Origin of the sequence: Methylocystis suflitae, assembly GCF_024448135.1 — a bacterium.
Lineage (GTDB): Bacteria > Pseudomonadota > Alphaproteobacteria > Rhizobiales > Beijerinckiaceae > Methylocystis > Methylocystis suflitae.
Genome location: NZ_JAMRYX010000042.1, coordinates 1 through 20,928, shown reverse-complemented (window position 1 = coordinate 20,928; position 20,928 = coordinate 1). Strand labels below are relative to the sequence as shown.

Here is a 20,928-nt window from a genome sequence, read left to right as displayed (position 1 = left end):
ACCACGCTGCAGAGCAGCCTGCACGGCATGGTCGCTGACTGGTCCTCGGATCAGCGCTCTTTCAAGAGCGCGTCCTGGGGCAAGGCGATGATGTGGATCTTCCTCGTCAGCGACACCTTCGTCTTCAGCTGCTTTCTGATTTCCTACATGACGGTGCGCATGTCCACGACCGTGGAATGGCCGCACCCGAGCGAAATCTTCGCTCTCGAGATCGGCGGCAAGAAAATCCCGCTCATCCTCATCGCCATCATGACGTTCGATCTCATCACGAGCTCGGGCACCATGGCGATGGCCGTCAACTTCGCCTATGCGCGCGAGCGCAGGAAGGCCGCGATTTTGATGCTGGTGACGGCATTCTTTGGCGCCGCTTTCGTCGGCATGCAGGCCTTCGAATGGACCAAGCTCATTCACGAAGGCGTGCGGCCGTGGGGCAATCCCTTCGGCGCGGCGCAGTTCGGCTCGAGCTTCTTCATGATTACCGGCTTTCACGGCTTCCACGTGTCGATCGGCGTGATTTTCCTGCTCCTCATCGCGCGCGCCGTCTGGCGCGGCGATTATGACGTCGGACGGCGCGGTTTTTTCACGAGCCGCAAGGGCAGATACGAGATCGTCGAGATCATGGGCCTATATTGGCACTTTGTGGATCTTGTGTGGGTCTTCATCTTCGCATTCTTCTATCTGTGGTGACGTGTCCGACAGGGGGAAATGATGACCGTGACGACGGACGATACGACGCACAGCCATGCGCCTGTCGCGCAAGCGGCGCAGCCCGCGGCGCAGGCGCATGGCCAACAGCATCCGATCAAGCTCTATCTTCTGGTGTGGGGGCTGCTCTTCGTTTTGAGCGCCTGCTCCTATCTCGTCGATTATTTCGACTTTCAGGGCTATTTGCGCTGGTTCCTGATCGTCCTGTTCATGCTGCTGAAGGCCGGGCTCATCGTCGCCGTCTTCATGCACATGGCGTGGGAGCGGCTGGCGCTGGTCGTCGCCATTCTGGCGCCGCCGATGGCGGTTCTCGTGCTGATGGCGATGATGGCGTGGGAAGGCGACTACACCAACTATCTGCGCGTGATCTTTTTCGGCGCGTGACGCGGGCTTGCCCGCTCCGCGTGAAGTGAATCGCGCCGATCTCGGGCCGTCGGAGAATCGCAAATGCGAGGGGACGATCAGCGCGTCGCCAATAAGGCGATTCTCATCGTCCTCTCGGCGCTCTGCCTCGTCATGATCATTTTCCTCGGCGCCTGGATGCTCGTCGCGCATCTGCAATAGCGCCGCCTCGGCTATTCCTCGAGCGCTCCCTCCTCATTGACCGCATGCGCCAGGCCGGCCGTCGTCACCAGCCCCGCGACGCTGACGACGACCATGAGGGCGACGACGCCCGTCAGTCCCCAGCCGGCCTGCAGTTGCGGCACCACGAATGTGCCGAAAGTGGCGCCGACCTTGGCGCTTGCCGCCGCGAAGCCGCTCGCCGAGGCGCGAATGGTCGTCGGGAACAGCGTCGGCGCGAGGGTGAATGTCGTGGCGTTGGGTCCGGCGTTCATGGCGAAATTGAACAGCATGAAGCCGCCGATGACGAAGGCGAGATGCGCGTTCGCGCCATTGTCCGACATCGCGGCGAAGAGCAACAGCAGCATGCCGAGCCCCATGCCGCTAAATCCCGCGACCTGCATGGTGATGCGGCCAAAGCGCGGTACGGCCCAGAGGCTCGCCACAAAGCCGATGATCAGAAAAGCGTCGACGATGGCGCTGCCTTCCGCATCGGCGAAGTCGGCCGCGAGCGAGCCAGCGTCGGCTGCGCCAAGATGCATGGCGCCGAGAATGACGGGCGTGAACAGGCCGACGCCGTAGGTCGCGACATCCATCAGCATCCACGGCAGGGAGACGAGCATCGTGCGGGCGCGATAGGCTTCACGGAACAGCGCCGAATAGCCGACGTCCTGCGCCTTGGGTGCGGAAGCCCACGTCGACGCCACAAGGGCGACCGGCTTGGCGCGAAGGTTCACAGCCGGCTCGCCGAACTCGACCAATAATGTCCTGAGCAGCGCCCTTGCCTCGCTGATCCGCCCCTTGGCCACCAGCCAGCGCACGCTTTCCGGCGCCCATATGCGCGCAGATAAGAAAAGCAACGCAATCACGCCCCCGGCGCCAAACAGCAGTCGCCAATCTTCCGTCGAGGGCCTTAGCTTCAAAATGGCAAGTCCGGCGAGAGCCGCCGCCGCCATGCCGACCGACTGCAGGGCGATCGTCGCGACCGTCATTCTGTTGCGCGTCGCGCGCGGCATGAACTCCGACACATAGGCGCCGCTTGTCGGAAAATCGATGCCGACGCCAACGCCGAGCAGGAACTGCGACAGCAGGATGACGCGGGCGTTCGGCGCCGCCGCGCCGATGAAGCACGCGAGCGCGATGATCGCCATGTCGGCGATGAACGTGCGCTTGCGGCCGAATCTGTCCGCGCCGATGCCGCCGAGCGCCGACCCCGCGACCGCGCCGAGCACCAGCGCCGATCCAATCAGGCCAACGAAAAGCGGACTGATCGGAAAGTCGCGCTTGAGCAGCGGCAGCGCGACGCCTAATCCCGACACGGAGAAGCCGTCCAAAAACGCGCCGCCGCTCGCGGCGAGCCAATAGGCGTAATGACGCCATGTCATCGGCGCTTCGTCGAGCGCGGAAAAGACCGACGTGGCGTTCAATGGCGAGGCCGTCACCCGGCCTTGCTCCTGTCCTCGTCGTTCTTTGCTTGTTGATAGAGCTTGCGGATTTCGTCGATGTCGACGGAGGGCTTCGGCAGCTTCAGATTAAGATCGTCGAGCGTATCGGCGATGATGCTGGAAACCGCGAGATTGCGAAACCATTTGTGGTTTGCCGGGATGACGAACCACGGCGCATGTTCAGTCGAGCAGCGCGTCAGGGCGGCCTCGAAGGCCTTGATGTAGTCGTCCCATTTTTCGCGCTCGGAATAGTCGCTGGCGCTGATCTTCCATTGGCTGGCCGGATCGTCGAGCCGCGCCTTGAAGCGCTTGAGCTGTTCTTCCTTGGAGATGTAGAGGAAGAATTTCAGAACCGTCGTCTTGTTTTCTACCGTGAGCAGCTTTTCCCATTCATTGATGAAATCATAGCGCGGCTTCCAGACCTCCTTGGGCGCGAGCTTATGCACGCGCACGACGAGCACGTCTTCGTAATGCGAACGATTGAAGATCGAAACGTAGCCGCGCTGCGGCGCATGCGGATGGACGCGCCACAGAAAGTCGTGCTCCTGTTCTTCGGGGGTCGGCTGCTTGAACCCCGTCACTTGCACGCCTTGCGGGTCCATGGCGCTGATGACATGCCAGCAGGTGCCGTCCTTGCCGGCGCTGTCGATGCCCTGCAAAACGATCAGCAGAGAATGCGTGCGATCGGCGTAGAGTTTGCGCTGCAGCTCGGTAATGCGCGTGAGATTGCGCTGCAATTCCTGCGCCGCTTCGGCGTCATTCGCATAGTCGCCATGAAAACCCGGATCGATCGATCCAAGATTGACGTCCGAGCCCGGTTCGACGCGGAATTTCTTGACGAATTTCATGTGCTCCGCCTCCTTCGTCTCGTCGCTCTCGTTCAACCGGCGAGAGCGACGCGGCGGGCCGTCAGGTTCTTGTCGCGCCGCCCGGCCAGACGCCAGTAGATCATCTTCACAATCTCAGCCACGACGACCCAGAGCAGGCAGTAAAGCCACACGCCGACGATCGCAGCGCCGGGAACGGCGTCGACGCCGACTCCGTAAAGGCAGAGCAGCACTGCGGCGACCTGAGTCGCCGCGATCGCCCAGAAGAGTCTGGCGCTTGGATAGGGCGGCGTAAAAATCGCGTTTTTGGTGCGCACGCTGAAGAGCAGCAGGTGGCCGCCGACGGCGAGCTGCAGAAACAGCAGGGTCTGGAGCTGGCCGGGATCGATCGGGATCATCGTCTGCAGCGCATCGTCGAGCGTCCAGCGCATCCCGATCAGCAGAAAGCCAAAAGTCTCGGCGACCGCGATCAGTCCCATCAGCGAAGCGAAAATGAAGATGCGGTGCATGTCCCATCTCACCGGCTGCGGCGCGACGGGGACATTGTCGTAGGCGATCGTCATGATCGGGATGTCATCGAGGAGCGCGAGCGCGACGATCATGATGGCGGTGAGCGGCTGAAAGTCGAAAAATACGATCGACGCGACGACGACGATCATGATGTCGAGCGTCATGGCGATCCGATAGTAAATGTAGCTCTCGATGCGCTGGAAAATCTGGCGCGACACGCGGATCGCATTGACGATGGTCGAAAGCCCGGGCGCCGTGAGGATCAATGCGGCGGCGCTTCGCGCCGCATCGGTCGCGCCGCTGACGGCGATGCCGCAATCCGCTTGTTTAAGGGCCGGCGCGTCGTTGACGCCGTCGCCGGTCATCGCGACAATATGGCCGACCGACTGAAGCGCCTTGACGATCTCATATTTGTGTTCCGGGAACACTCTGCCGAATCCGTCGGCCCGCTCCACCGCGTCGACGACGCTGCGCGGCAGAGCGCCGGCCTTGACGTCCCCTTTGAAGACATCGCTCGCGACGAGAAGATGCGAACCCATGCCGAGCTGGGCGGCGATCTCATCGCCGATGGCGACGTCATCGCCGGTCACCATCTTGACTTCCAGGCCGAGCCCGCGCGCCTCGGCGATTGTCGCCTTGGCGTCGGCGCGCGGCGGGTCCATCAGCGAGATCAATCCGACCAATTGCCACCGCGCGCCATCTTCCGACATGGCGACGCCCAGCGCGCGCTGCCCTTTGACGGCGAGCGCAGCCACCTCGTTCTGATAGCGCTGCAGAGTTTGCGAATCGGGCCGCACCAGCGCGGATATCGCCTGCGGCGCCCCCTTGGCGTAGTGGCGAACGCCGCCAGAGGCGTCGGTGACCGTCGAGATGGTGCGTTTGCTGACGGGATCGAACGGCGTGAACGCCTTCTGCTTGTAGGCGTCGAGCGCATCATGCGCCGGCAGCGCCGCCATCACGGCAAGGTCGATCGCGTCTTCGCTGCTTTTTTGGGTCGCCAGCGCAGCGAAGAGCAACACGTCGTCGCTCTTGAACGCGCCATAGGAAATGGCGCTTTGCACCGTGAGCTTGTTCATCGTCAGCGTGCCGGTTTTGTCGCTGCACAGCACGTCGACCCCGGCAAGCTCCTCGATCGCATTCAGGCGCGACACAATGGCCTTCTGCAAAGAAAGCGCATAGGCGCCGATCGCCATCGTCACGGACATGACCGCCGGCAGCGCGACAGGAATCGATGCGATCAGCAGCACCAGCACATATTGGGCGATGGCGCCGACGCGATCCCAGCTCCAGTCGTCCGGCGTGATGACTTCGCGATAGAGCTGCGCTCCGACGAGGATCAGCGCCAGAAAAAATGCGAGCACGAGGAGAAAATCGCCGACCTCCGTCACCGCGCGCTGCGAATGCGAAACGGCGCCGGCGGCGCCGACGAGCTTCGCGGTGCGCCCGAAGAAGGTGCGCTCGCCCGTCGCGGTGACCACGCCCGTCATGGCGCCTTGTTTAGCGATAGCGCCCGCATAAGCCTCGTCGCCGATTTTCTTTGAGACCGGCAGCGATTCGCCGGTGAGCGCCGCCTGATCGCAGCTCAAATAATCGCCTTCAATGAGCAGGAGATCCGCAGGGATGATCTGGCCCGCGGCGACGCTGACAATATCGCCCGGCGTTAGTTCGGCGGCGGGGATCGTCGTCCAGGCGCCATCGCGCATCACGCGCGCGCGGGGCGCGAGGTTTTTCTTTAGGGCCGCGAGGGCGTTCGCCGCCTTGTTGTCCTGCCAGAAGCCGACCACGGCGTTATAGAGAAGAAGGCCCGCAACGACGCCGAAATCCGGCCAATCCCGCCGCACGGCGGAGATGACGGCGGCGGCTTCAATAAGGAATGGCAGCGGCCCCCAGAAATAGTTGAGCAGACGGCGCCACTTGCTTTCCGTCTTGTCCTCTAGCGCGTTGGGGCCGTATTCCGCGAGCCGCCGCGCCGCTTCGGCGGCGGTGAGGCCGTTCTCTGTCGTCTTCAGCGTCTCAAGGCGCTGCGAGATTTTGACCTGCGCCGGATCGAGGGAAAGCGCTGGCGAAGATTGGCCCGCCGGCGATTTCGCGCTGACGTCCGGCATGCTTGCTCTCCCCATCAGATAATAAAAATATCCGAACCGAATCTTACGGCGTGATCCGAGTCTCGCCAAGAGATTCGCTCAAAAAGGCAAGCGTGAGTCGAAATTAACCGTGCACAGCTTATTCGGCGGCGGTGCAGGCGGCGCCGTCGTTCGACGCGCCTATGGCGTTATCCTTCACGATCTTGTCGGCGCGCGCCTTCGCATCTGCGAGATCCTTGTCATAGACGTCGGTCAGATATTCATTCGTCGTCGTCTTGACGATCGAGTGATTCGGCGATTGCAGCGGGCCGGACACATTAATCGAGGCGACCGTCGACAGGCCGGGACGCAAGGGCTGTTTCTCAAGTTCGTCCGCCCGCAAGGCGATACGCACCGGAATGCGCTGAACGATTCGAATGAAGTTGCCGGTCGCGTTATCGGGGGGCAGAGCCGCGAAAACGGCGCCGGAGCCCGGAACGAGCCCCGCCACTTCTCCGTGGTAGATGTGCTCCGATCCGTAGAGATCGACCTTGATCGTCGCCGGCTGCCCGGGACGAACCCTGGCCATCCTGTTTTCCCAGAGATTCGCTTCGACCCACAGATGGTCGAGCGGCACGATATTGAGAATGGCGTCGCCGGGGCGCACCCGCTTGCCGACCTGAACGCTGCGCTTGGCGACATAGCCGGTCGCCGGCGCCCGGATGTTCTGGCGCACGAACTCGACGTAAGCGTCGTTGTATCGCGCCTTGGCGGCCTCGATGTCGGGATGGTTCATCCGCGTCACGCCGACGACGCGCGCCTCGACCGACTGATATTCCGCCTGCGCTTCTCGCAGATCGGCTTCTTGGGCGGCGAGCTGGTCCTCGGTATTTTGCAGCACCTGTCGCGAAGCGGCGCCGCTCAGCGTCGCCTCGCGGTATCTTGCGAGATCGTGGCGCGTCCTGTCCCGAATCGCGGCGCGGGAAATGACCTTCTGGCAGACCTGGCGGCGCTGCGCGTAAAGCGCGCCGACGGCGCGAACCGCGCGGCCGAGTTCGGCCTCCGCCTGCGCGAGCGCCGCTCTTGCGCGTTGGCCGTCGAGGCGAACGAGCACGTCGCCTTTCTTGACGAGCTGCGTTTCTTCAGCGAGCACGGCGGCTACGACTCCCGTCGCGTCCGCCTGAACCGGGATGATGTTGCCGGTGACGAAGGCGTTGTCCGTCGTCACCCAGTCGCGGTCGTAAAAATACCATCGCGAAAAAGCGATCAGCGCGCCGGCAAGAACCGCGGCGACGACGATCTTGAGCAGAAACTCTCTACGGGAGCGGATGCTTTTGCGGGATAGCGCCATCGATGGGGTGCGTTCTTCTGGTAAAGGCGTGGCGCGTTCAGCCGCCGCCAAGCGACTGGATCGTTTCGACGGCCGGCGTCAAAGGGTCGGATTCGGGCGCCGGCTTCGGCGCGGCCAGCGGCGGACCATCGGCATAGCCGCCGCCCAGCGCCTGATACAAGTCGACGGCGGCGATCAGCCTGTCGCCATCAAGCGCGCGCTGCGCGAAGCCGGACTCCAGAAGATCAACGCGCTCGGCGACGATTTCGCGGCGATCTTTCATGCCGTCGCGCAGCCGTGATTGCGCGAGGTCGTATTGCACGCGCGCCACGCGCAGGTACCGGCTTTGCGCCTCATATTCGGCGCGCGCGCGCTTGAGATTGGCGATGGCGTCGGCGACCTGCTGCGCCGCTTGCAGCAGAGTCTCATTATAAGAGTCGACCGCCTGATCATAATCGGCGCGCTGAAGCTCCAGATTTCCGCTCAGGCGGCCGCCCTGGAAAATGGGCAGGCGCAGTCCGGGCGAGACCGCGTAGCCGATCGCCGAGGGCGTGAAGAGATAGCCTGCGAGTTTGCTGATCTTCGTCGAGGTCACCGAGGCTTCGAACCCGCCGGTGATCGCAAGATCGATTGAGGGAAGAAACATCGTTTTGGCGACGTGAACCCGGGCCGCCGCCGCCTCGGCGCGGCGCAGCGCGGCGGCGAGATCCGGTCGGTGCGCGAGCAGTTCAAGGGGCAGGCTTCGTGGCAGCGGCGGCGACGCCGGCGCTGGCGCGTTTCGGCCGGCGTAAAGGTCGCGCGCAGCGTCGGGTCCTTCGCCCATCAGCCGAGCGAGCGCATCCTTCTGCAGCGTCACCAGCGCCTGCGCGGCCGCTTCGCGCCGGACGGCGTTTTCAAATTCGGCGCGGGCGATCTGCACCCCGTCCAAGGAGTCGAGTCCGGTGCGAAAGCGGGTTTCAGCAAGCGCAACCAAATCGCGGCGCAGACGCGTCAAAGCTCTGGCGACCTCGAGCTGGCGCGCCGCTGCGTAGCCGCGCAGATAGGCGCGCGCGACCGAGGCGGTCAGCAGCAGGCGCGCCTGCTGCAATTCGGCCTCCTGCGCCGCCGACTCGCCGATCGCCGAGTCGAGCAGAGCCCGGTTTTTCTGCCAGAAATCCAGCTCCCAGGTCAGCGCAAGCGGATTAATGAAGGCCATGGTCTTCTGCAATCCGCCCTGCGCCGGATTGTAGGAGGCTACGACGCCATGCAGCGGATTGCGGGATTGCCGCATGCCGAAGGTCGCCTGGACTTCTGGCAGGAGCCTCGCGCCGGCGACCTGCACGATGGCGTCCGCGCCGCGCAGAGTGTCTTCCGCTTTCTTGAGGCTTTGATTATCGCGCAACGCCTTGTCGATAACGCCGTCAAGCTCAGCGCTGCAGAAAGCGCGCCACCATTCCTCGCGGGGCCAAGCCGTTTCGCCAGCGGCGGCTTTCAGGCCGGATCTGGCCAGCGTGCGCTCCATGGCCGGCGCGCCGAGAAATTCAGCGCGCTCTACCGTCGTCGTGGGCGCGCAGCCGGCGAGAAAAAGCGCAACCGGGGTGCCGCAGCACAGCCATCGCCGCCAGGTCCCGCGCCGAATCACGCCCATGCCCCAGGCGGCGATGCTCTCGCGGCCAGGGCGCAGGCGGGAAGGCGCACGACGGGGTGTGGGCTCTCTAAGCAACGTACACTCCTACCCTGCGCCGACGATCTTAAGAACGCGGCGGCGAGTTCGCAGGAGTCATCAGCCTTTCGGCGGTTATCGGGGGAACCCCATCCCCATCCGTTAATACTTAGTTTACGACAGAGCTACCGGTCAACAAGTCCAATGGCGACCTCGCGCGCTATCCCCAGAGCTCGGAAGCCGGCGGCATGAGAGTCGACCCCTCGTAGCACAGCCCAGGGACGCGGTCGCGGGCCAGAAGCAGAGGCCCGTCGAGGTCGACGAAGGAGGCCATCTGCCCCACCAGGACAGCGGGCGCCATGGCGAGAGATGTCCCCACCATGCAGCCCGCCATGATCGAAAAGCCCATTTCCTGCGCCGCGCGCGCCAGCGCCAGCGCTTCGGTCAGGCCGCCGGTCTTGTCGAGCTTGACGTTGATCGCGTCGTAGCGGCCCTTGAGCGGCGCGAGCGAGGCGCGGTCATGCACGCTTTCGTCGGCGCAGATCGGCACGGGGCGGGACATGGTCGCGAGAATGTCGTCGCGGCCCGCCGGCAAAGGCTGCTCAACGAGCGAGACACCGTGATCGGCGCAGGCGGCGAGCTGGCGGGGGAGGGTTTCCGCCGCCCATGATTCGTTGGCGTCGACGATAAGGGCCGAATCGGGGGCGCCCGCGCGCACCGCGGCGAGGCGCGCTTCGTCGCCTTCTCCGGCGAGCTTAATTTTCAAGAGCGGCCGGTCGGCCGCCCTTTCCGCCGCGGCGCGCATCTGATCGGGCGCGCCGACCGAGATCGTGAAGGCCGTCACGAGCGGCGACAGCGCATCGAAACCTGCCGCGACATGGGCCGGAACCCCCGAAAGCTTGGCCTCGAGGTCCCACAGGGCGCAATCGAGCGCGTTGCGCGCCGCGCCCGCCAGCAGCAGGCGCTGCAAGTCGGCGCGGTCGGCGCCGGCTTCGAGGGCGTCGCGCGCGCTTTCAATTGTCGCGACGACGCTTTCGGCGCTTTCGCCATAGCGGGCGTAGGGCACGCATTCGCCCCGGCCAACGGCGCCGCCCTGAACCAAGGTCGCGGTCACGACGACGGCTTCGGTCTTGGCGCCGCGCGAAATCACGAAGCTGCCGGCGATCGGGTAACTCTGTATGGCGACAGATAGTTTTCGCTTCAAGTCTCTCTCCGGCGCCCGCGTCGCGTGGCCGCTGTGGCGCAGCGATGTGCGCCGACGCGCTTGCTGACGTCAATTCACGAAGTTATGACGTTTTTGCAAGAGGCGGCTTTGGAAGAGGCGGCTTTACAAGCGGCGGCGCGCCGGCCCGCGTCAGCGGCGCGCCACAATCGTCGGATAGGATGACGCCATCAATGAGCCGATTACGTACTCCAGCGCGGAGCGAAGCCCGATGACCGTCGCGGCGATGCAGCGTCCGCCCAAAGTCGCGCGCCAGTCCTCTGCGGAGGGCGTGCGCCTGGCGCTTTCGGGCGACTGGACGCTCGTCGCCTCTCATCGCCTGGAGGAGGAGGGGCGTCGAATTGTCGAGGAGGCGCGCCTCGATCGCATGGTCGCGATCGATCTTTCGCAAGTCTCGCAACTCGACACGGCCGGCGCCTGGCTGATCAATCGCGCGCGGCATGATCTCGCGGGCCGCGACGTCGCTGTCACGCTCAAAGATGTGCGCCCTGAATATTCGACCCTGCTCGAAGAAACGCATTACCGCGACTTCGTTGCGCCCTCGCGGCCGCGGTTCAATGTCATCTTCGTTCTGCTTGCGGACTTCGGCGAGTCCATCGTGGACGCGCTTCGCGAATTTTACCGCGGCGTCGGCTTTCTCGGCGAATTCGTCTCCTCGATGATGTATGTGGCGGCCAATCCGCGGCGGTTCAGGCTCACTTCGCTCGTCGCGCAAATCGAGCTGGTCGGCTTTCGCAGCGTCCCGATCATCGTGTTGATCAACATTCTGGTCGGCGGCATCGTCGCCCAACAGGGCATCTTTCAGCTGCTCAAGTTCGGCGCGTCCAGCTACTCGGTCAGCCTGATTGGCATTCTTGTCTTGCGCGAACTCGGCGTGCTGCTGACCTCGATCATGATTGCCGGCCGCTCAGGCTCGGCGATCACCGCCGAACTCGGCTCGATGAAAATGCGCGAGGAGATCGATGCGCTGCTGGTGATGGGACTTTCGCCGATCGAGGTGCTCATCGCGCCGCGCGTGCTCGGTCTCGTGATCTCTCTGCCGATTTTGACCTTCATCGCCGACATAGCGGCGCTCTTTGGCGGCATGGTCGTGTCCTGGTGGTACGGGGGGATCAGCCCCGCGGCGTTCGCGTCATTGCTCAAAGAGGCGATTGCGCTGCATACGTTTCTTGTCGGCATCATCAAGGCGCCCTTCATGGCGCTGGTGATTGGCCTCATCGCCTCGATGGACGGACTCGCGACGCAGGGCTCCGCCGAATCGCTTGGCCGGCAGGTCACCTCCTCCGTCGTTAAATCGATCTTCATGGTCATTGTGATGGATGGGTTGTTCGCCGTATTTTTTGCGGCGATCGACTATTGAGCGCGGCGATGACCAGTTCCTCGACGCCTGCCAGCGACGCCGCGCGCCAGCGTCCGGACCGCGACGTCATTATCGGCGTGCGCGATCTCGTGGTCGGCTTCGGCGACAAGACCATCGTCAAAGGGCTTAATCTCGACGTTTACCGTGGCGAGGTGCTCGGCGTCGTCGGCGGCTCCGGCCAAGGAAAATCGGTGCTCACTCGCACAATCCTTGGACTGACGCCGGCACGGAGCGGCTCCGTTCAGGTTTTTGGACAGAATCGCGACATGCTGTCGCCGCTTGAGCGGCGTGCGCTGGAACAGCGATGGGGCGTGCTGTTTCAGAACGGCGCGCTGTTTTCGGGCCTCACGGTGAAACAGAACATTCAGATGCCGATGCGCGAAACGCGCGACCTGTCTGAACGACTGATGGACGAGCTGGCCTTGCTGAAGCTCGAGCTTGTTGGCCTCAGTCTCGACGCCGCGGACAAATTTCCGTCAGAATTGTCGGGCGGCATGGTGAAGCGCGCGGCCCTGGCGCGCGCGTTGGCGCTTGATCCCGAGCTTGTGTTCCTGGACGAGCCGACATCGGGACTCGATCCGATCAGCGCCGCCGAATTCGACGAGCTGATCGGCACGCTGCAGCAGACCCTCGGGCTGACCGTGTTCATGGTGACGCACGATCTCGACAGCCTGTACTCTATCTGCGACAGGGTGGCCGCGCTCGCTGAAGGTCGGGTCATCGCCGCAGGGCCGCTGGAAACCTTGCTCGCGTCTAACCATCCGTGGCTGAAAGCATATTTCCACGGCGTGCGCGGCGGCAGACTGACTGCGGCGCGCGTTGAGCAGAAGGACGAACAATGGAAACCCGCGCCAACTACGCCCTGATCGGCGCTTTCACGCTGGCGGTCGCCTTCGCCGCTTTTCTCTTCGTCTACTGGTTTTCCGGACCGAGCCAGCTTGGCCGGCAGGAAACTTTCCAGATTGTCTTCGCCGCGGTTTCGGGGCTGACCCGCGGCTCCTCGGTGCTGTTCAACGGCGTGAAAGTCGGCGAGGTCACGCATCTTGGCATTTCCGAACAAGATCCAAGCAAGGTCGACGTGCTCGTCAGGATCGACAGCAGAACGCCGGTCAAGACCGACACGCGCGCGCGTCTCGAGACGCGGGGCTTTACGGGCGTTTCCGACGTCCTGCTGGTCGGCGGCACGCCCGGCGCGCCGGCTCTGACGGCGCAAGTTGGTCAGAAATATCCTCAAATTCAGGCTGAGCGCTCCGAAATCCAAAATTTGCTGGTCAACGTTCAGAGCCTATCGACGAAGGCCGCCGAACTCCTCACGAAACTCGACAAGCTCATTGACGATAACGGGCCGGCCATCACCGCGACGCTCAAAAACGCTGAAACGGTCAGCAAGACTCTCGCCGACAACTCCGCCTCGATTACAAGCTTCATCCGCGACGCATCCGATGTCGCGCAGTCGCTAAAGCCGGCTGCGGCGCGGCTCGACAAGGTCCTCGCGGCCGGCGAAAAGACGATCAAGGCGATTGACCCCAAGCAGATCAAGGCGATCGCCGGCAATATCGCCGGGGCTTCGGAACGCATCAATCGTTTCGCCGGGACGGGGCTGCGGGAATATGAACAGCTTGCGGTGGATGGGCGCAAAGCCGTCGACACGTTAGATCGCACGCTGCGTTCCGTTGAGAAAAACCCTTCACAATTCATCTTCGGGCCGTCTCAGTCCGTGCCGGAGTATCAGGGCCGCTAATTCAATCCAAGGCGTGGCTTTAAGCCGATGCGCGGATCGTTTAGAAGGACGACGCGCCCGACGGGGCGCGCGGGCGAAATGGGGCGACGAGTCGGCATGAAACTGAAGGCGTCCGCTGCGACGCAACGGAAGGTCGCGCAGGCGGTGGCGGTCGCGTCGCTCGCGTTTCTCGTCACGGCCTGCGCCCAGGCGACGCGCGAGACGTTCGACCTGACGACCCAGACGGGCGTTTTGCGAAGCGTCGCCTTGCGCGGCGGCCCCGCGGTCTTCGTGGATGTACCCGCGGCGCTCGCGCCGACCTCCTCAGATCGCATCGTGGTTCGCGCTGGCGATGACAGCGTGGCCGTTCTTCCCGGCGTGCAGTGGTCGGATCCGATGCCGCTTCTTTTTCAGCGCCGCTTGATAGAAGCGTTGCAGCAGTGCGGTCTTTCAGCCTCTTCCAACTTTGGCGGGCAAACACAAGTGCAGACGGATGTGCGGCGCTTCGAGATCGACATCGCCCGCAATCTCGCCGTCATTGAAATTTCCGTCCAGCTCGTCGACTCGGGCAGCGGCAGGGCGAAGGCGGCGCGGATCTTTGTCGAAGAGGCGCCCGCCCAGGAACACATCGGCTCGCCAGCCGCGCGGGCCCTCAGCGACGCTGCGGCGCGTGTCGCGCTGCGCATTGGCCAATGGACGCGCGCCCGGCTATAGCGACGCCGGCAGCGTGCTATCGCTCAGTCCGGCGCCGAACCTTCCCACAGCATGATGTTCAGGCATGTGAGAAACGCGCCGCTTTGGGACGCAGCTTTAGACGCGCTCCACCAGTCTTCAGCCTCGTCTCGCGTCAAGACGCCCGCGGACACGCAGTTCTCCGTCAGGCGGGCGAGGTCGAAGATGATCTTAGCCGCGTCGAGGCTTCTGACGATGAGAGCATGCGCCCGGCAGTCGATGTTTTCGACGCCGCACTTTTGCAGCAGAACGCCGGTCTCTCTGCCGATGTAGGGATTGGCGAAAGACTTCTCCCATCGTCTCGCCATCTTCGCCCCGGTTTCGAGCTTCCCGTTGTAGACGAAATATGTTCCCCAATCGGGCTCGGCGATGACGATTCTGCCGCCCTTGCGCGTCACCCGGACCATTTCGCGCAGCGCCTCGATGGGGGCGCTGATGTGCTGCAAGGAGCGATCGATTCGCACGCCGTCGAACTGGCGATCGCCGAAGGGCAGGCGGCGGGAGTCGCCGCCGACGAAAAGCGCGTTGCGAAGCCCCTGCGCCCGCTCTCGCGCCAGTACGAGAAAGCCATGCGCCGAATCGAGTCCGAAGACGTCAGCGCGCGGGAAGCGCCGCGCGAGTTCGATGACGTCGAAGCCGACGCCGCAGGCCACGTCCAATATCTTGCTGTTTCCCGATATTTGCAGCGCGTCCCAGGTCTCTCGCTTGTAGCGCTTGAAAAAAGGCGTTTCGTTCATGAAATCGAGACAGCCGGTCAGCTCGGAGCGCAGCGCGCCGTCGGCGTTCCGGAAGCTTAAAGCGATGTCTGTCATATGCGCGTCTCTTTCGGGCCTTTGACGGTGAATCGATCGAATGTGGCCTACGGTCGTGTGCGCTGGGAGGGGCTAGCGCCGCAAACGGACGGGTGCTAACTGAACGGCGACAATTTGGGCAGCGCTGGCGGCGCAACCGCACGACGCGCGGAAGAACAGTGTCTCGTGACTTCCCGCTACAAGCACAGTCGGGAGCGCCGCGAAAATCGAGCATGCATGAGGAAGAGACAGGCGTCATGGCGAAGATGAGCTTTGAGGATGCTGCGACCCGCTATGGCGCGGAACCGGGGGGCGGCGCGCCGACAAAGGTCAAGATCACCTTCGTCGATTCCCAGGGTCAAGCCCGATCCGTCGAGGGCGAGGTCGGCTCGACTGTGATGGAAACAGCCCGGCGCAACGATATTCCCGAGATCGCCGCGGAATGCGGCGGCGCCTGCGCCTGCGCCACCTGTCACGTCTATGTCGATGAAAAATGGGCTGAAAAAACCGGCAAGGCGTCGCAGATGGAGGAGGATATGCTCGACTTCGCCTTTGACGTGAAGCCGAATTCGCGGCTGTGCTGCCAGATTACTGTAAGGCCGGAACTTGACGGGCTCGTCATAACGACCCCCGCCCAGCAGGGCTGACGCGCAATTTTTCCAGACTACGCCCGAGCGGGTTTGAATCTTTCGACAAATGCGATAGACGACCTGCAGGGCGAGTTTTTGAAGCCGGCCGCCGCGCAACAGGCGCGCGCAGCGCCGGCCGGCGACGCACAGGCGGCGCGAACGGCGTCTTCGATCTTCCGCGTTTGAGGATTTAGTCGGGAATTGACGATGAACCAGCTTAAAGAAGCCGCGATCGAAACCGATGTGGTCATTGTCGGCGCCGGCCCAGCGGGTCTTTTTTCGGTGTTCGAACTTGGCCTGTTGGACATCAAGGCGCATGTCATCGACATTCTTCCGCGCGCCGGCGGCCAGTGCTCGGAACTCTATCCCGAAAAGCCGATCTATGACATTCCCGGCCTGCCGGTCTGCACCGGCCAGGAGCTGACGGACAATCTCCTGAAGCAGATCGAGCCGTTTCATCCGACCTTTCACTTCAACGAAATGGTCGAGACGCTCGTGTCGCTGGGAACGGCCGAAAAGCCGGAATTCCGCCTCAGCACCGACGCGGGAAAAATTTTCCACGCCAAGGTCGTCTTCATCGCCGCTGGCGGGGGATCGTTCCAACCCAAGAAGCCGCCGATCCCGAAGATCGAGTCCTATGAGGGGAAGTCGGTGTTTTACGCCGTGCGCCGCATGGAGGACTTCCGCGACAAGAACGTCGTTATCGTCGGCGGCGGCGACTCGGCGCTCGATTGGACGCTCAACCTGCAGCCGGTGGCGAAAAGCATCACGCTGGTTCATCGTCGCGACCAGTTCCGCGCCGCGCCGCATTCCGTCTCGGCGATGCAGGAGCTCGTCGCTGCGGGAAAGATCGATTTCAGGCTCGGTCAGATCACCGCGGTCGAAGGCGAGGATGGCGAACTGACGAGCGCGGTCCTCAAGGGCAATGACGGCGTCGAAGAGAAGCTCGCCTGCGAGCGCCTGATGCCCTTCTTCGGCCTCACGATGAAGCTTGGTCCGGTCGCCGATTGGGGGCTTCAGCTCAATGAAAACCTCATTCCCGTCGACACCGAGAAATTCGAAACGAGCCATCCCGGCATTTTTGCCGTCGGCGACATCAACTCTTATCCCGGCAAATTGAAGCTCATCCTTTCGGGCTTCCACGAGGTCGCGCTCGCCGCGCAGAAGGCCCATCGTTACGTCTATCCCGACAAGAAGCTTCTGTTCCAATACACGACATCCTCGACCAATCTGCAAAAGAAGCTTGGGGTCTCCTGACGTCGGCCGACGCTGAGACGTCCGCCGCCTTCGTCGATGTGTTCTTCATCGACGTCGCGCGGATCGCCGCCGACGAATGGCCGAAGCTCGCTGCGCTTCTCGACCAAGCCGAAACAGCGCGGGCGGCGCGTTTCGCTTTCGAAGCCGATCGCCGCGCCTATGTCGCCGCGCATGTGCTGTTGCGCGCAAGCCTTTCCGAGCGCGCGAAATGGGTTGCGCCCGCCGCGTGGCGATTTGGCGCGTCGCCGCACGGCAAGCCCTTCCTGCTGTCGCCGCGCACCGGCTTTGACGTCAGCCTGTCGCATACCCGGGGCATGGCCGCCGTGGCGATCGCGTCGGGACGCGACGTCGGCGTCGACGTCGAGTCGTTTCTCAAGCCGCGAGACGCGTTGAAGGTGGCCGAGCGCTTCTTTGCGCCCGAAGAGGCGGCGATCGTGCGCGCCCAATCCGATCCGGAGTCGCAGAGCGAGGTTTTCTTTGCGATCTGGACTCTCAAGGAGGCTGTCTTGAAGGCCGACGGACGGGGCCTCGCAGGCGGGCTCGACAGCTTTGTCGTCAGCCTGTCGCCGCTCGCCGTTAGCAGCGGTCCCGACGAGAGCTACGCCGTTGCGCAATGGCGGCGCGCGGGTTTCTTCGTCGCTGCGGCGGCGCGCGGCGGCGATGTCAATTTCCGCATCGAGGAGGTGCGCGCGACGGCGCTGATCCGGGCGGGTCAAATCGTTTGAAGCCTGAGCCCGGCGCGCTAGTTGCGTCCCGGGCTCTTGTCGCGCAGGCATTGGAGGAGATTCATGACCAGCTTGCTATTTATCGTCATTTGCTATGGCGCCGCTTTGCTTGCGTTGGCCGTTTATCTTCAGCCGGATCGTTTCGTCGTGCGGCGCGAGGCGGTCATCAATGCGCCGCCGCGTAAGGTTTTCGCGGCGATCAACAATCTGCGCAATTGGGAAGCTTGGTCGCCCTGGGCGAAACTCGATCCAAGCGCTGAAACGCGTTACGAGGGGCCCGCCGCCGGCCCCGGCGCCGCCTTCGAATGGGCTGGCGACAAGAATGTCGGCGCAGGGCGCATGACCATCGTCGACAGTCGGCCGAGCGAGCGCGTGGATATCAGACTCGATATGCGTAAGCCCTTTGCAGCGGCCAATGACGTGACCTTTTTTCTCGCTCCTGACGGCGAACTGACGAAAGGTCGCTGGCTCGCGCGCACGCTGGGTTTGGGCGGCGATTCCGAGGCGCGCAAGACTCATGTCGTTTGGAGCATGTCCGGCAACGCCAGTCTCGCGAGCAAGGCGATGAACATCTTCGTCAGCCGCGACAAGATGATCGGCGATTTGTTCGAGAAAGGCCTCGAAAATCTCGGCGCGCATCTCAGCACATAGCGACAGACCTCTGACCCCGCGCGGCTCTTGCGTCGCGCGCTGCGAAACGCCATCTGGATGGCGGCCGCAACGCGCTCTCCGATTCTGCGGCGCGACTCGCCGTGCAGGAAATTGACTCGCATGACCGAAATGTTCGAGGCCGCTTTGGCGGCGCTGCGCCAGATCGTGACGCCGCCGTTCCGCGCGGTCCTCGTCAAGAGTCTGGGCATGACGTTCCTGTTGCTGGCGCTCGCCTGGGTGGGTCTCGATAAGCTCGCCATGTCCTTCGTGATGGTCGAGCATCCTTGGCTGCGGACGGCTCTGACCTATGCGACGGGCGCCGGACTGTTCTTCCTGATGGCGTTTCTCATCGCCCCCGTCTCGGTGCTGGTTTCGGGATTATTCCTCGACGATCTCGCCGATCACGTGGAAGCGGACCTCTATCCGGCGGGACAACAGGGTCGCGCCATTCCGGCGACCCAGGCGATTTTGATGGGCCTGCGCTTCGCTGGGATTTCGGCGATCGTCAATTTTTTCGCGCTACTGCTGCTCTTCGTGCCGGGAATAAACGCAGCGGCCTTCCTCCTGGCCAACGCCTATCTCTTCGGGCGCGAATATTTTCTCTTCGCCGCGACGCGCTTTCGTTCGTTGCAAGAATCGGAGGCGTTGCGCCGTCGCCATGCGCTATGGCTCTTCGTCGCCGGACTGTTCATCGCCGTCTTCGTCGCGACGCCAGGACTGAACGTGCTGACGCCGCTCTTTGCCGTCGCTTTCATGACCCGCATCCATCGGATGCTGCCGCCAAACCCGCGTGGAGAAACGGCGCAGTCCGCCCGCCGGCGCTAGCTCAAAAAGCGACCTCGTCAGCGCGAGGCGGATTCGCCCAGCCGCTGCGTCTGATACTGCCCGACCTTGCGATAGCGATAGAGATAGCTGGGAACGATCGCCTCGATCGATTGCGGATCGGCGATTCCGAGCCCTTGCAGCGTGCGCGCTTCCGCCTTCGCGGCGTCGCTGACGACATTGTCGTGCTTGAGTAGTTCGACCTGATCTCGCGTCATGCGCAAGAGCTTCGGGAAAAGGCCCAGCGACAGCTTGGTCAGCATCTGCGTCACGCTGGCCATAAGCTTGCCGATTCCGAAGGAGAGTTTCAGGATTCGGCGCTGGCGCTGCGTCACCTTCAGAACATAGTCGACGATCTCCGCGAAGCTTTTGACCTCCGGACCGCCGAGTTCATAAGCGACGCCCGGCTTGGCGCGGCCGGCGAGCGCGATCGCCACCGCGTCGGCGACGTCGCCGACATAGACCGGCTGGAATTTCGTCTCGCCGCCGACGATGGGCACGAACGGAAAGTAGCGCGCCATGGTGGCGAAGCGGTTGAAGAAATCATCTTCCGGCCCGAAAATCACTGAAGGGCGCAGGATAACCGCGGAAGGAACCGCCGCAAGCATTGCGGCTTCGCCCTCCGCCTTGCTTCGGCCATAGGCGGAACGCGACTGCGGATCGGCGCCGATGGCGGAAATATGCACGACATTGTCGATGCCGGCCGTCTTTGCCGCTTCGGCGATCACGCGCGCGCCGCCCGCCTGGACGCTCCAGAATTTCTGCGCGCCGGTTTCAGCAAGGATGCCGACAAGATTAACCACCGCCGAGGCGCCGCGCAGGGCCGCCGCGATCGACTCCGGATTGCGCACATTGGCCTGCACCGCCATCACCTGGCCGACGCGGCCGAGCGGCTGAAGAAAGAAGGCAAGGTCGGGCCGCCGGCAAGCGACGCGCACGCGCCAGCCGTCGCGCGCCAGCGCCCGGACGACGTAGCGGCCGACAAAGCCGGAGCCGCCGAACACCGTCACCACCCGTCCTTCGCCAATGGTCTGGTTATTGTCGCCGATCATCGCGATTTGCTCCGCTTGCGCCGCGCCCGGCTCCCGCCGGAAAAATGGTCGCTAAGGCTCTAGCGAAATTTGACGACGAAGGAAATGCGCGAGGCTGGCGCCTCCGCGACCTGGGCGGCCATGCGGTTTTTGCGGAAAGCGCGCATTGACACGAGGCGTCCGCTGCCCCTATGAGACGCGCTCTAAGCCCAGGTGGCGGAATTGGTAGACGCGCTGGTTTCAGGTACCAGTGGTGAAAGCCGTGGAGGTTCGAGTCCTCTCCTGGGCACCAGCGTTCCTCTCGAAAGTCTGAAGACGTCTCGTCAGCCGTTTTCAGTCTACGAAGGCGTCGCCGTGGACCCCTGGCGCCGGGGCTCGGAAGCCCGGCGACGGTTATAGGGACCGTCCGATATTTCATCAGGCGAGGGCGGCTGCGGAAGCCGCACGCCCATCGTCGGTTCAGCCAGTCTGCTCGGCGAGCTGACACGGGCGCTCCGTCATACGGCCGGTCAAGAAAAACCGAGCGGCTGTCGCTGATGACGGCAAAATGCGAATTTTTTCAGCGCTTGCTGCCGCCTCGCAAGCAAAGCGCGCCATGCGAAAACTTCCTCGCGAAGGTTTCGTAGCGCGCGCGTGCAAGGGCGAACTCCAGCGAAAGCCTGCCGTCCGCAGCGACTAAGCGACTCGCGCCATACAGCTTGGCTGTAGGTGGCGCCTTCATTGCATCCATTTAGCGCGAAGGCGTCGCTTGCGACGTCACCCGGTCCACAGAAGGGCCCCCAGCATCGCCGCTGTCCTGAACGTCTGCTTCGCAGGCGTTCAGGCAGCGGCTTTTTTCGTTTCTGGGGCGCGCGTAGGCGAGATGCAGATGAGGTTCGCTATGAAGAGAGCACAGTCCCAGCGAT

At 63.4% G+C, this 20,928-nt stretch carries 19 protein-coding genes, 1 tRNA gene and 1 riboswitch; of the genes, 12 read left to right on the top strand and 8 right to left on the bottom strand.

What is annotated here, in order from left to right; translation table 11 throughout:
* Positions 1-27 precede the first annotated feature (27 nt).
* Positions 28-687, top strand: a complete 660-nt coding sequence (locus NEI07_RS03590; RefSeq protein WP_245433791.1) for a heme-copper oxidase subunit III family protein — start codon at positions 28-30, stop codon at positions 685-687.
* Positions 688-705: 18 nt separating this feature from the next.
* Positions 706-1,089: a cytochrome C oxidase subunit IV family protein gene (locus tag NEI07_RS03585; RefSeq protein ID WP_256032759.1), complete on the top strand. Its 384-nt coding sequence runs from the start codon at positions 706-708 to the stop codon at positions 1,087-1,089.
* 191 nt (positions 1,090-1,280) lie between these two features.
* Here the strand turns inward: NEI07_RS03585 and NEI07_RS03580 are convergent, their stop codons facing one another.
* The 6 genes from NEI07_RS03580 to dgcA form a co-directional block, all read right to left on the bottom strand.
* Entirely contained in the window at positions 1,281-2,708 is a 1,428-nt protein-coding gene (locus tag NEI07_RS03580) for an MFS transporter (protein ID WP_256032758.1), read from the bottom strand.
* Complete coding sequence (locus NEI07_RS03575) at positions 2,705-3,559, bottom strand: polyphosphate kinase 2 family protein (protein ID WP_256032757.1); 855 nt, start codon at positions 3,557-3,559, stop codon at positions 2,705-2,707. Before NEI07_RS03575 ends, NEI07_RS03580 begins: the two co-directional genes overlap by 4 nt.
* A 32-nt stretch (positions 3,560-3,591) precedes the next feature.
* On the bottom strand, positions 3,592-6,153 hold the full coding sequence (locus NEI07_RS03570) for a plasma-membrane proton-efflux P-type ATPase (RefSeq protein ID WP_256032756.1): 2,562 nt from the start codon (positions 6,151-6,153) through the stop codon (positions 3,592-3,594).
* Positions 6,154-6,271: 118 nt separating this feature from the next.
* Positions 6,272-7,462: an HlyD family efflux transporter periplasmic adaptor subunit gene (locus NEI07_RS03565; protein WP_256032754.1), complete on the bottom strand. Its 1,191-nt coding sequence runs from the start codon at positions 7,460-7,462 to the stop codon at positions 6,272-6,274.
* 37 nt (positions 7,463-7,499) lie between these two features.
* Complete coding sequence (locus NEI07_RS03560; protein WP_256032753.1) at positions 7,500-9,143, bottom strand: efflux transporter outer membrane subunit; 1,644 nt, start codon at positions 9,141-9,143, stop codon at positions 7,500-7,502.
* Positions 9,144-9,187: 44 nt separating this feature from the next.
* Positions 9,188-9,249: riboswitch (Fluoride riboswitch) on the bottom strand.
* A 54-nt stretch (positions 9,250-9,303) separates the two neighbouring features.
* Positions 9,304-10,287, bottom strand: a complete 984-nt coding sequence (gene dgcA / locus NEI07_RS03555; protein WP_256032752.1) for an N-acetyl-D-Glu racemase DgcA — start codon at positions 10,285-10,287, stop codon at positions 9,304-9,306.
* Between the two features lie 229 nt (positions 10,288-10,516).
* Here dgcA and NEI07_RS03550 point away from each other — a divergent pair, with 229 nt between their 5' ends.
* From NEI07_RS03550 to NEI07_RS03535, 4 genes are all read left to right on the top strand, one after another.
* A complete protein-coding gene (locus NEI07_RS03550) occupies positions 10,517-11,665 on the top strand; it encodes an ABC transporter permease (RefSeq protein ID WP_256032750.1) in 1,149 nt (382 codons plus the stop codon).
* 8 nt (positions 11,666-11,673) lie between these two features.
* On the top strand, positions 11,674-12,531 hold the full coding sequence (locus NEI07_RS03545; RefSeq protein WP_256032748.1) for an ABC transporter ATP-binding protein: 858 nt from the start codon (positions 11,674-11,676) through the stop codon (positions 12,529-12,531).
* Positions 12,504-13,406 carry an MlaD family protein gene (locus NEI07_RS03540; protein ID WP_256032746.1) on the top strand — a complete coding sequence of 301 codons (903 nt, stop codon included), beginning with the start codon at positions 12,504-12,506 and terminating at the stop codon, positions 13,404-13,406. Before NEI07_RS03545 ends, NEI07_RS03540 begins: the two co-directional genes overlap by 28 nt.
* Before the next feature lie 96 nt (positions 13,407-13,502).
* Positions 13,503-14,099: an ABC-type transport auxiliary lipoprotein family protein gene (locus NEI07_RS03535; protein WP_256032744.1), complete on the top strand. Its 597-nt coding sequence runs from the start codon at positions 13,503-13,505 to the stop codon at positions 14,097-14,099.
* A gap of 23 nt (positions 14,100-14,122) precedes the next feature.
* On the opposite strand, the gene NEI07_RS03530 is transcribed toward NEI07_RS03535, so the two are convergent.
* Complete coding sequence (locus tag NEI07_RS03530) at positions 14,123-14,929, bottom strand: methyltransferase domain-containing protein (protein WP_256032742.1); 807 nt, start codon at positions 14,927-14,929, stop codon at positions 14,123-14,125.
* Between the two features lie 236 nt (positions 14,930-15,165).
* Between NEI07_RS03530 and NEI07_RS03525 the strand changes: the two genes are divergently transcribed.
* The 5 genes from NEI07_RS03525 (at position 15,166) to NEI07_RS03505 (ending at position 18,995) form a co-directional block, all read left to right on the top strand.
* Positions 15,166-15,555, top strand: a complete 390-nt coding sequence (locus tag NEI07_RS03525) for a 2Fe-2S iron-sulfur cluster-binding protein (RefSeq protein WP_256032797.1) — start codon at positions 15,166-15,168, stop codon at positions 15,553-15,555.
* Positions 15,556-15,744: 189 nt separating this feature from the next.
* Positions 15,745-16,794: an NAD(P)/FAD-dependent oxidoreductase gene (locus NEI07_RS03520; protein ID WP_256032740.1), complete on the top strand. Its 1,050-nt coding sequence runs from the start codon at positions 15,745-15,747 to the stop codon at positions 16,792-16,794.
* A 38-nt stretch (positions 16,795-16,832) separates the two neighbouring features.
* Positions 16,833-17,519 carry a 4'-phosphopantetheinyl transferase family protein gene (locus tag NEI07_RS19565; RefSeq protein ID WP_256032737.1) on the top strand — a complete coding sequence of 229 codons (687 nt, stop codon included), beginning with the start codon at positions 16,833-16,835 and terminating at the stop codon, positions 17,517-17,519.
* 63 nt (positions 17,520-17,582) lie between these two features.
* Entirely contained in the window at positions 17,583-18,170 is a 588-nt protein-coding gene (locus tag NEI07_RS03510; protein ID WP_256032735.1) for an SRPBCC family protein, read from the top strand.
* Positions 18,171-18,290: 120 nt separating this feature from the next.
* The gene (locus NEI07_RS03505; RefSeq protein WP_256032734.1) at positions 18,291-18,995 is read left to right on the top strand and encodes a sulfate transporter family protein; all 705 of its coding nucleotides are present in this window, start codon (positions 18,291-18,293) and stop codon (positions 18,993-18,995) included.
* Between the two features lie 17 nt (positions 18,996-19,012).
* Here NEI07_RS03505 and NEI07_RS03500 read toward each other — a convergent pair whose 3' ends face one another.
* Positions 19,013-20,044 (bottom strand): complex I NDUFA9 subunit family protein, encoded by a 1,032-nt coding sequence (locus tag NEI07_RS03500; protein WP_256032733.1) that lies wholly within the window; start codon positions 20,042-20,044, stop codon positions 19,013-19,015.
* Between the two features lie 186 nt (positions 20,045-20,230).
* On the opposite strand from NEI07_RS03500, the gene NEI07_RS03495 reads away from it, so the two are divergent.
* Positions 20,231-20,315: transfer RNA gene (locus tag NEI07_RS03495), tRNA-Leu, on the top strand.
* Positions 20,316-20,928: the final 613 nt, after the last annotated feature.

Coding starts and splice junctions, on each gene's coding strand:
- NEI07_RS03535 (WP_256032744.1), top strand. CDS start 13,503: ATGAAACTGAAGGCGTCCGCTGCGACGCAACGGAAGGTCGCGCAGGCG.
- NEI07_RS03590 (WP_245433791.1), top strand. CDS start 28: ATGGTCGCTGACTGGTCCTCGGATCAGCGCTCTTTCAAGAGCGCGTCC.
- NEI07_RS03550 (WP_256032750.1), top strand. CDS start 10,517: ATGACCGTCGCGGCGATGCAGCGTCCGCCCAAAGTCGCGCGCCAGTCC.
- NEI07_RS03525 (WP_256032797.1), top strand. CDS start 15,166: ATGGCGAAGATGAGCTTTGAGGATGCTGCGACCCGCTATGGCGCGGAA.
- NEI07_RS03585 (WP_256032759.1), top strand. CDS start 706: ATGATGACCGTGACGACGGACGATACGACGCACAGCCATGCGCCTGTC.
- NEI07_RS03540 (WP_256032746.1), top strand. CDS start 12,504: ATGGAAACCCGCGCCAACTACGCCCTGATCGGCGCTTTCACGCTGGCG.
- NEI07_RS03565 (WP_256032754.1), bottom strand. CDS start 7,462: ATGGCGCTATCCCGCAAAAGCATCCGCTCCCGTAGAGAGTTTCTGCTC.
- NEI07_RS03520 (WP_256032740.1), top strand. CDS start 15,745: ATGAACCAGCTTAAAGAAGCCGCGATCGAAACCGATGTGGTCATTGTC.
- NEI07_RS03510 (WP_256032735.1), top strand. CDS start 17,583: ATGACCAGCTTGCTATTTATCGTCATTTGCTATGGCGCCGCTTTGCTT.
- NEI07_RS03530 (WP_256032742.1), bottom strand. CDS start 14,929: ATGACAGACATCGCTTTAAGCTTCCGGAACGCCGACGGCGCGCTGCGC.
- NEI07_RS03570 (WP_256032756.1), bottom strand. CDS start 6,153: ATGCCGGACGTCAGCGCGAAATCGCCGGCGGGCCAATCTTCGCCAGCG.
- NEI07_RS03500 (WP_256032733.1), bottom strand. CDS start 20,044: ATGATCGGCGACAATAACCAGACCATTGGCGAAGGACGGGTGGTGACG.
- NEI07_RS03545 (WP_256032748.1), top strand. CDS start 11,674: ATGACCAGTTCCTCGACGCCTGCCAGCGACGCCGCGCGCCAGCGTCCG.
- NEI07_RS03505 (WP_256032734.1), top strand. CDS start 18,291: ATGACCGAAATGTTCGAGGCCGCTTTGGCGGCGCTGCGCCAGATCGTG.
- NEI07_RS03575 (WP_256032757.1), bottom strand. CDS start 3,559: ATGAAATTCGTCAAGAAATTCCGCGTCGAACCGGGCTCGGACGTCAAT.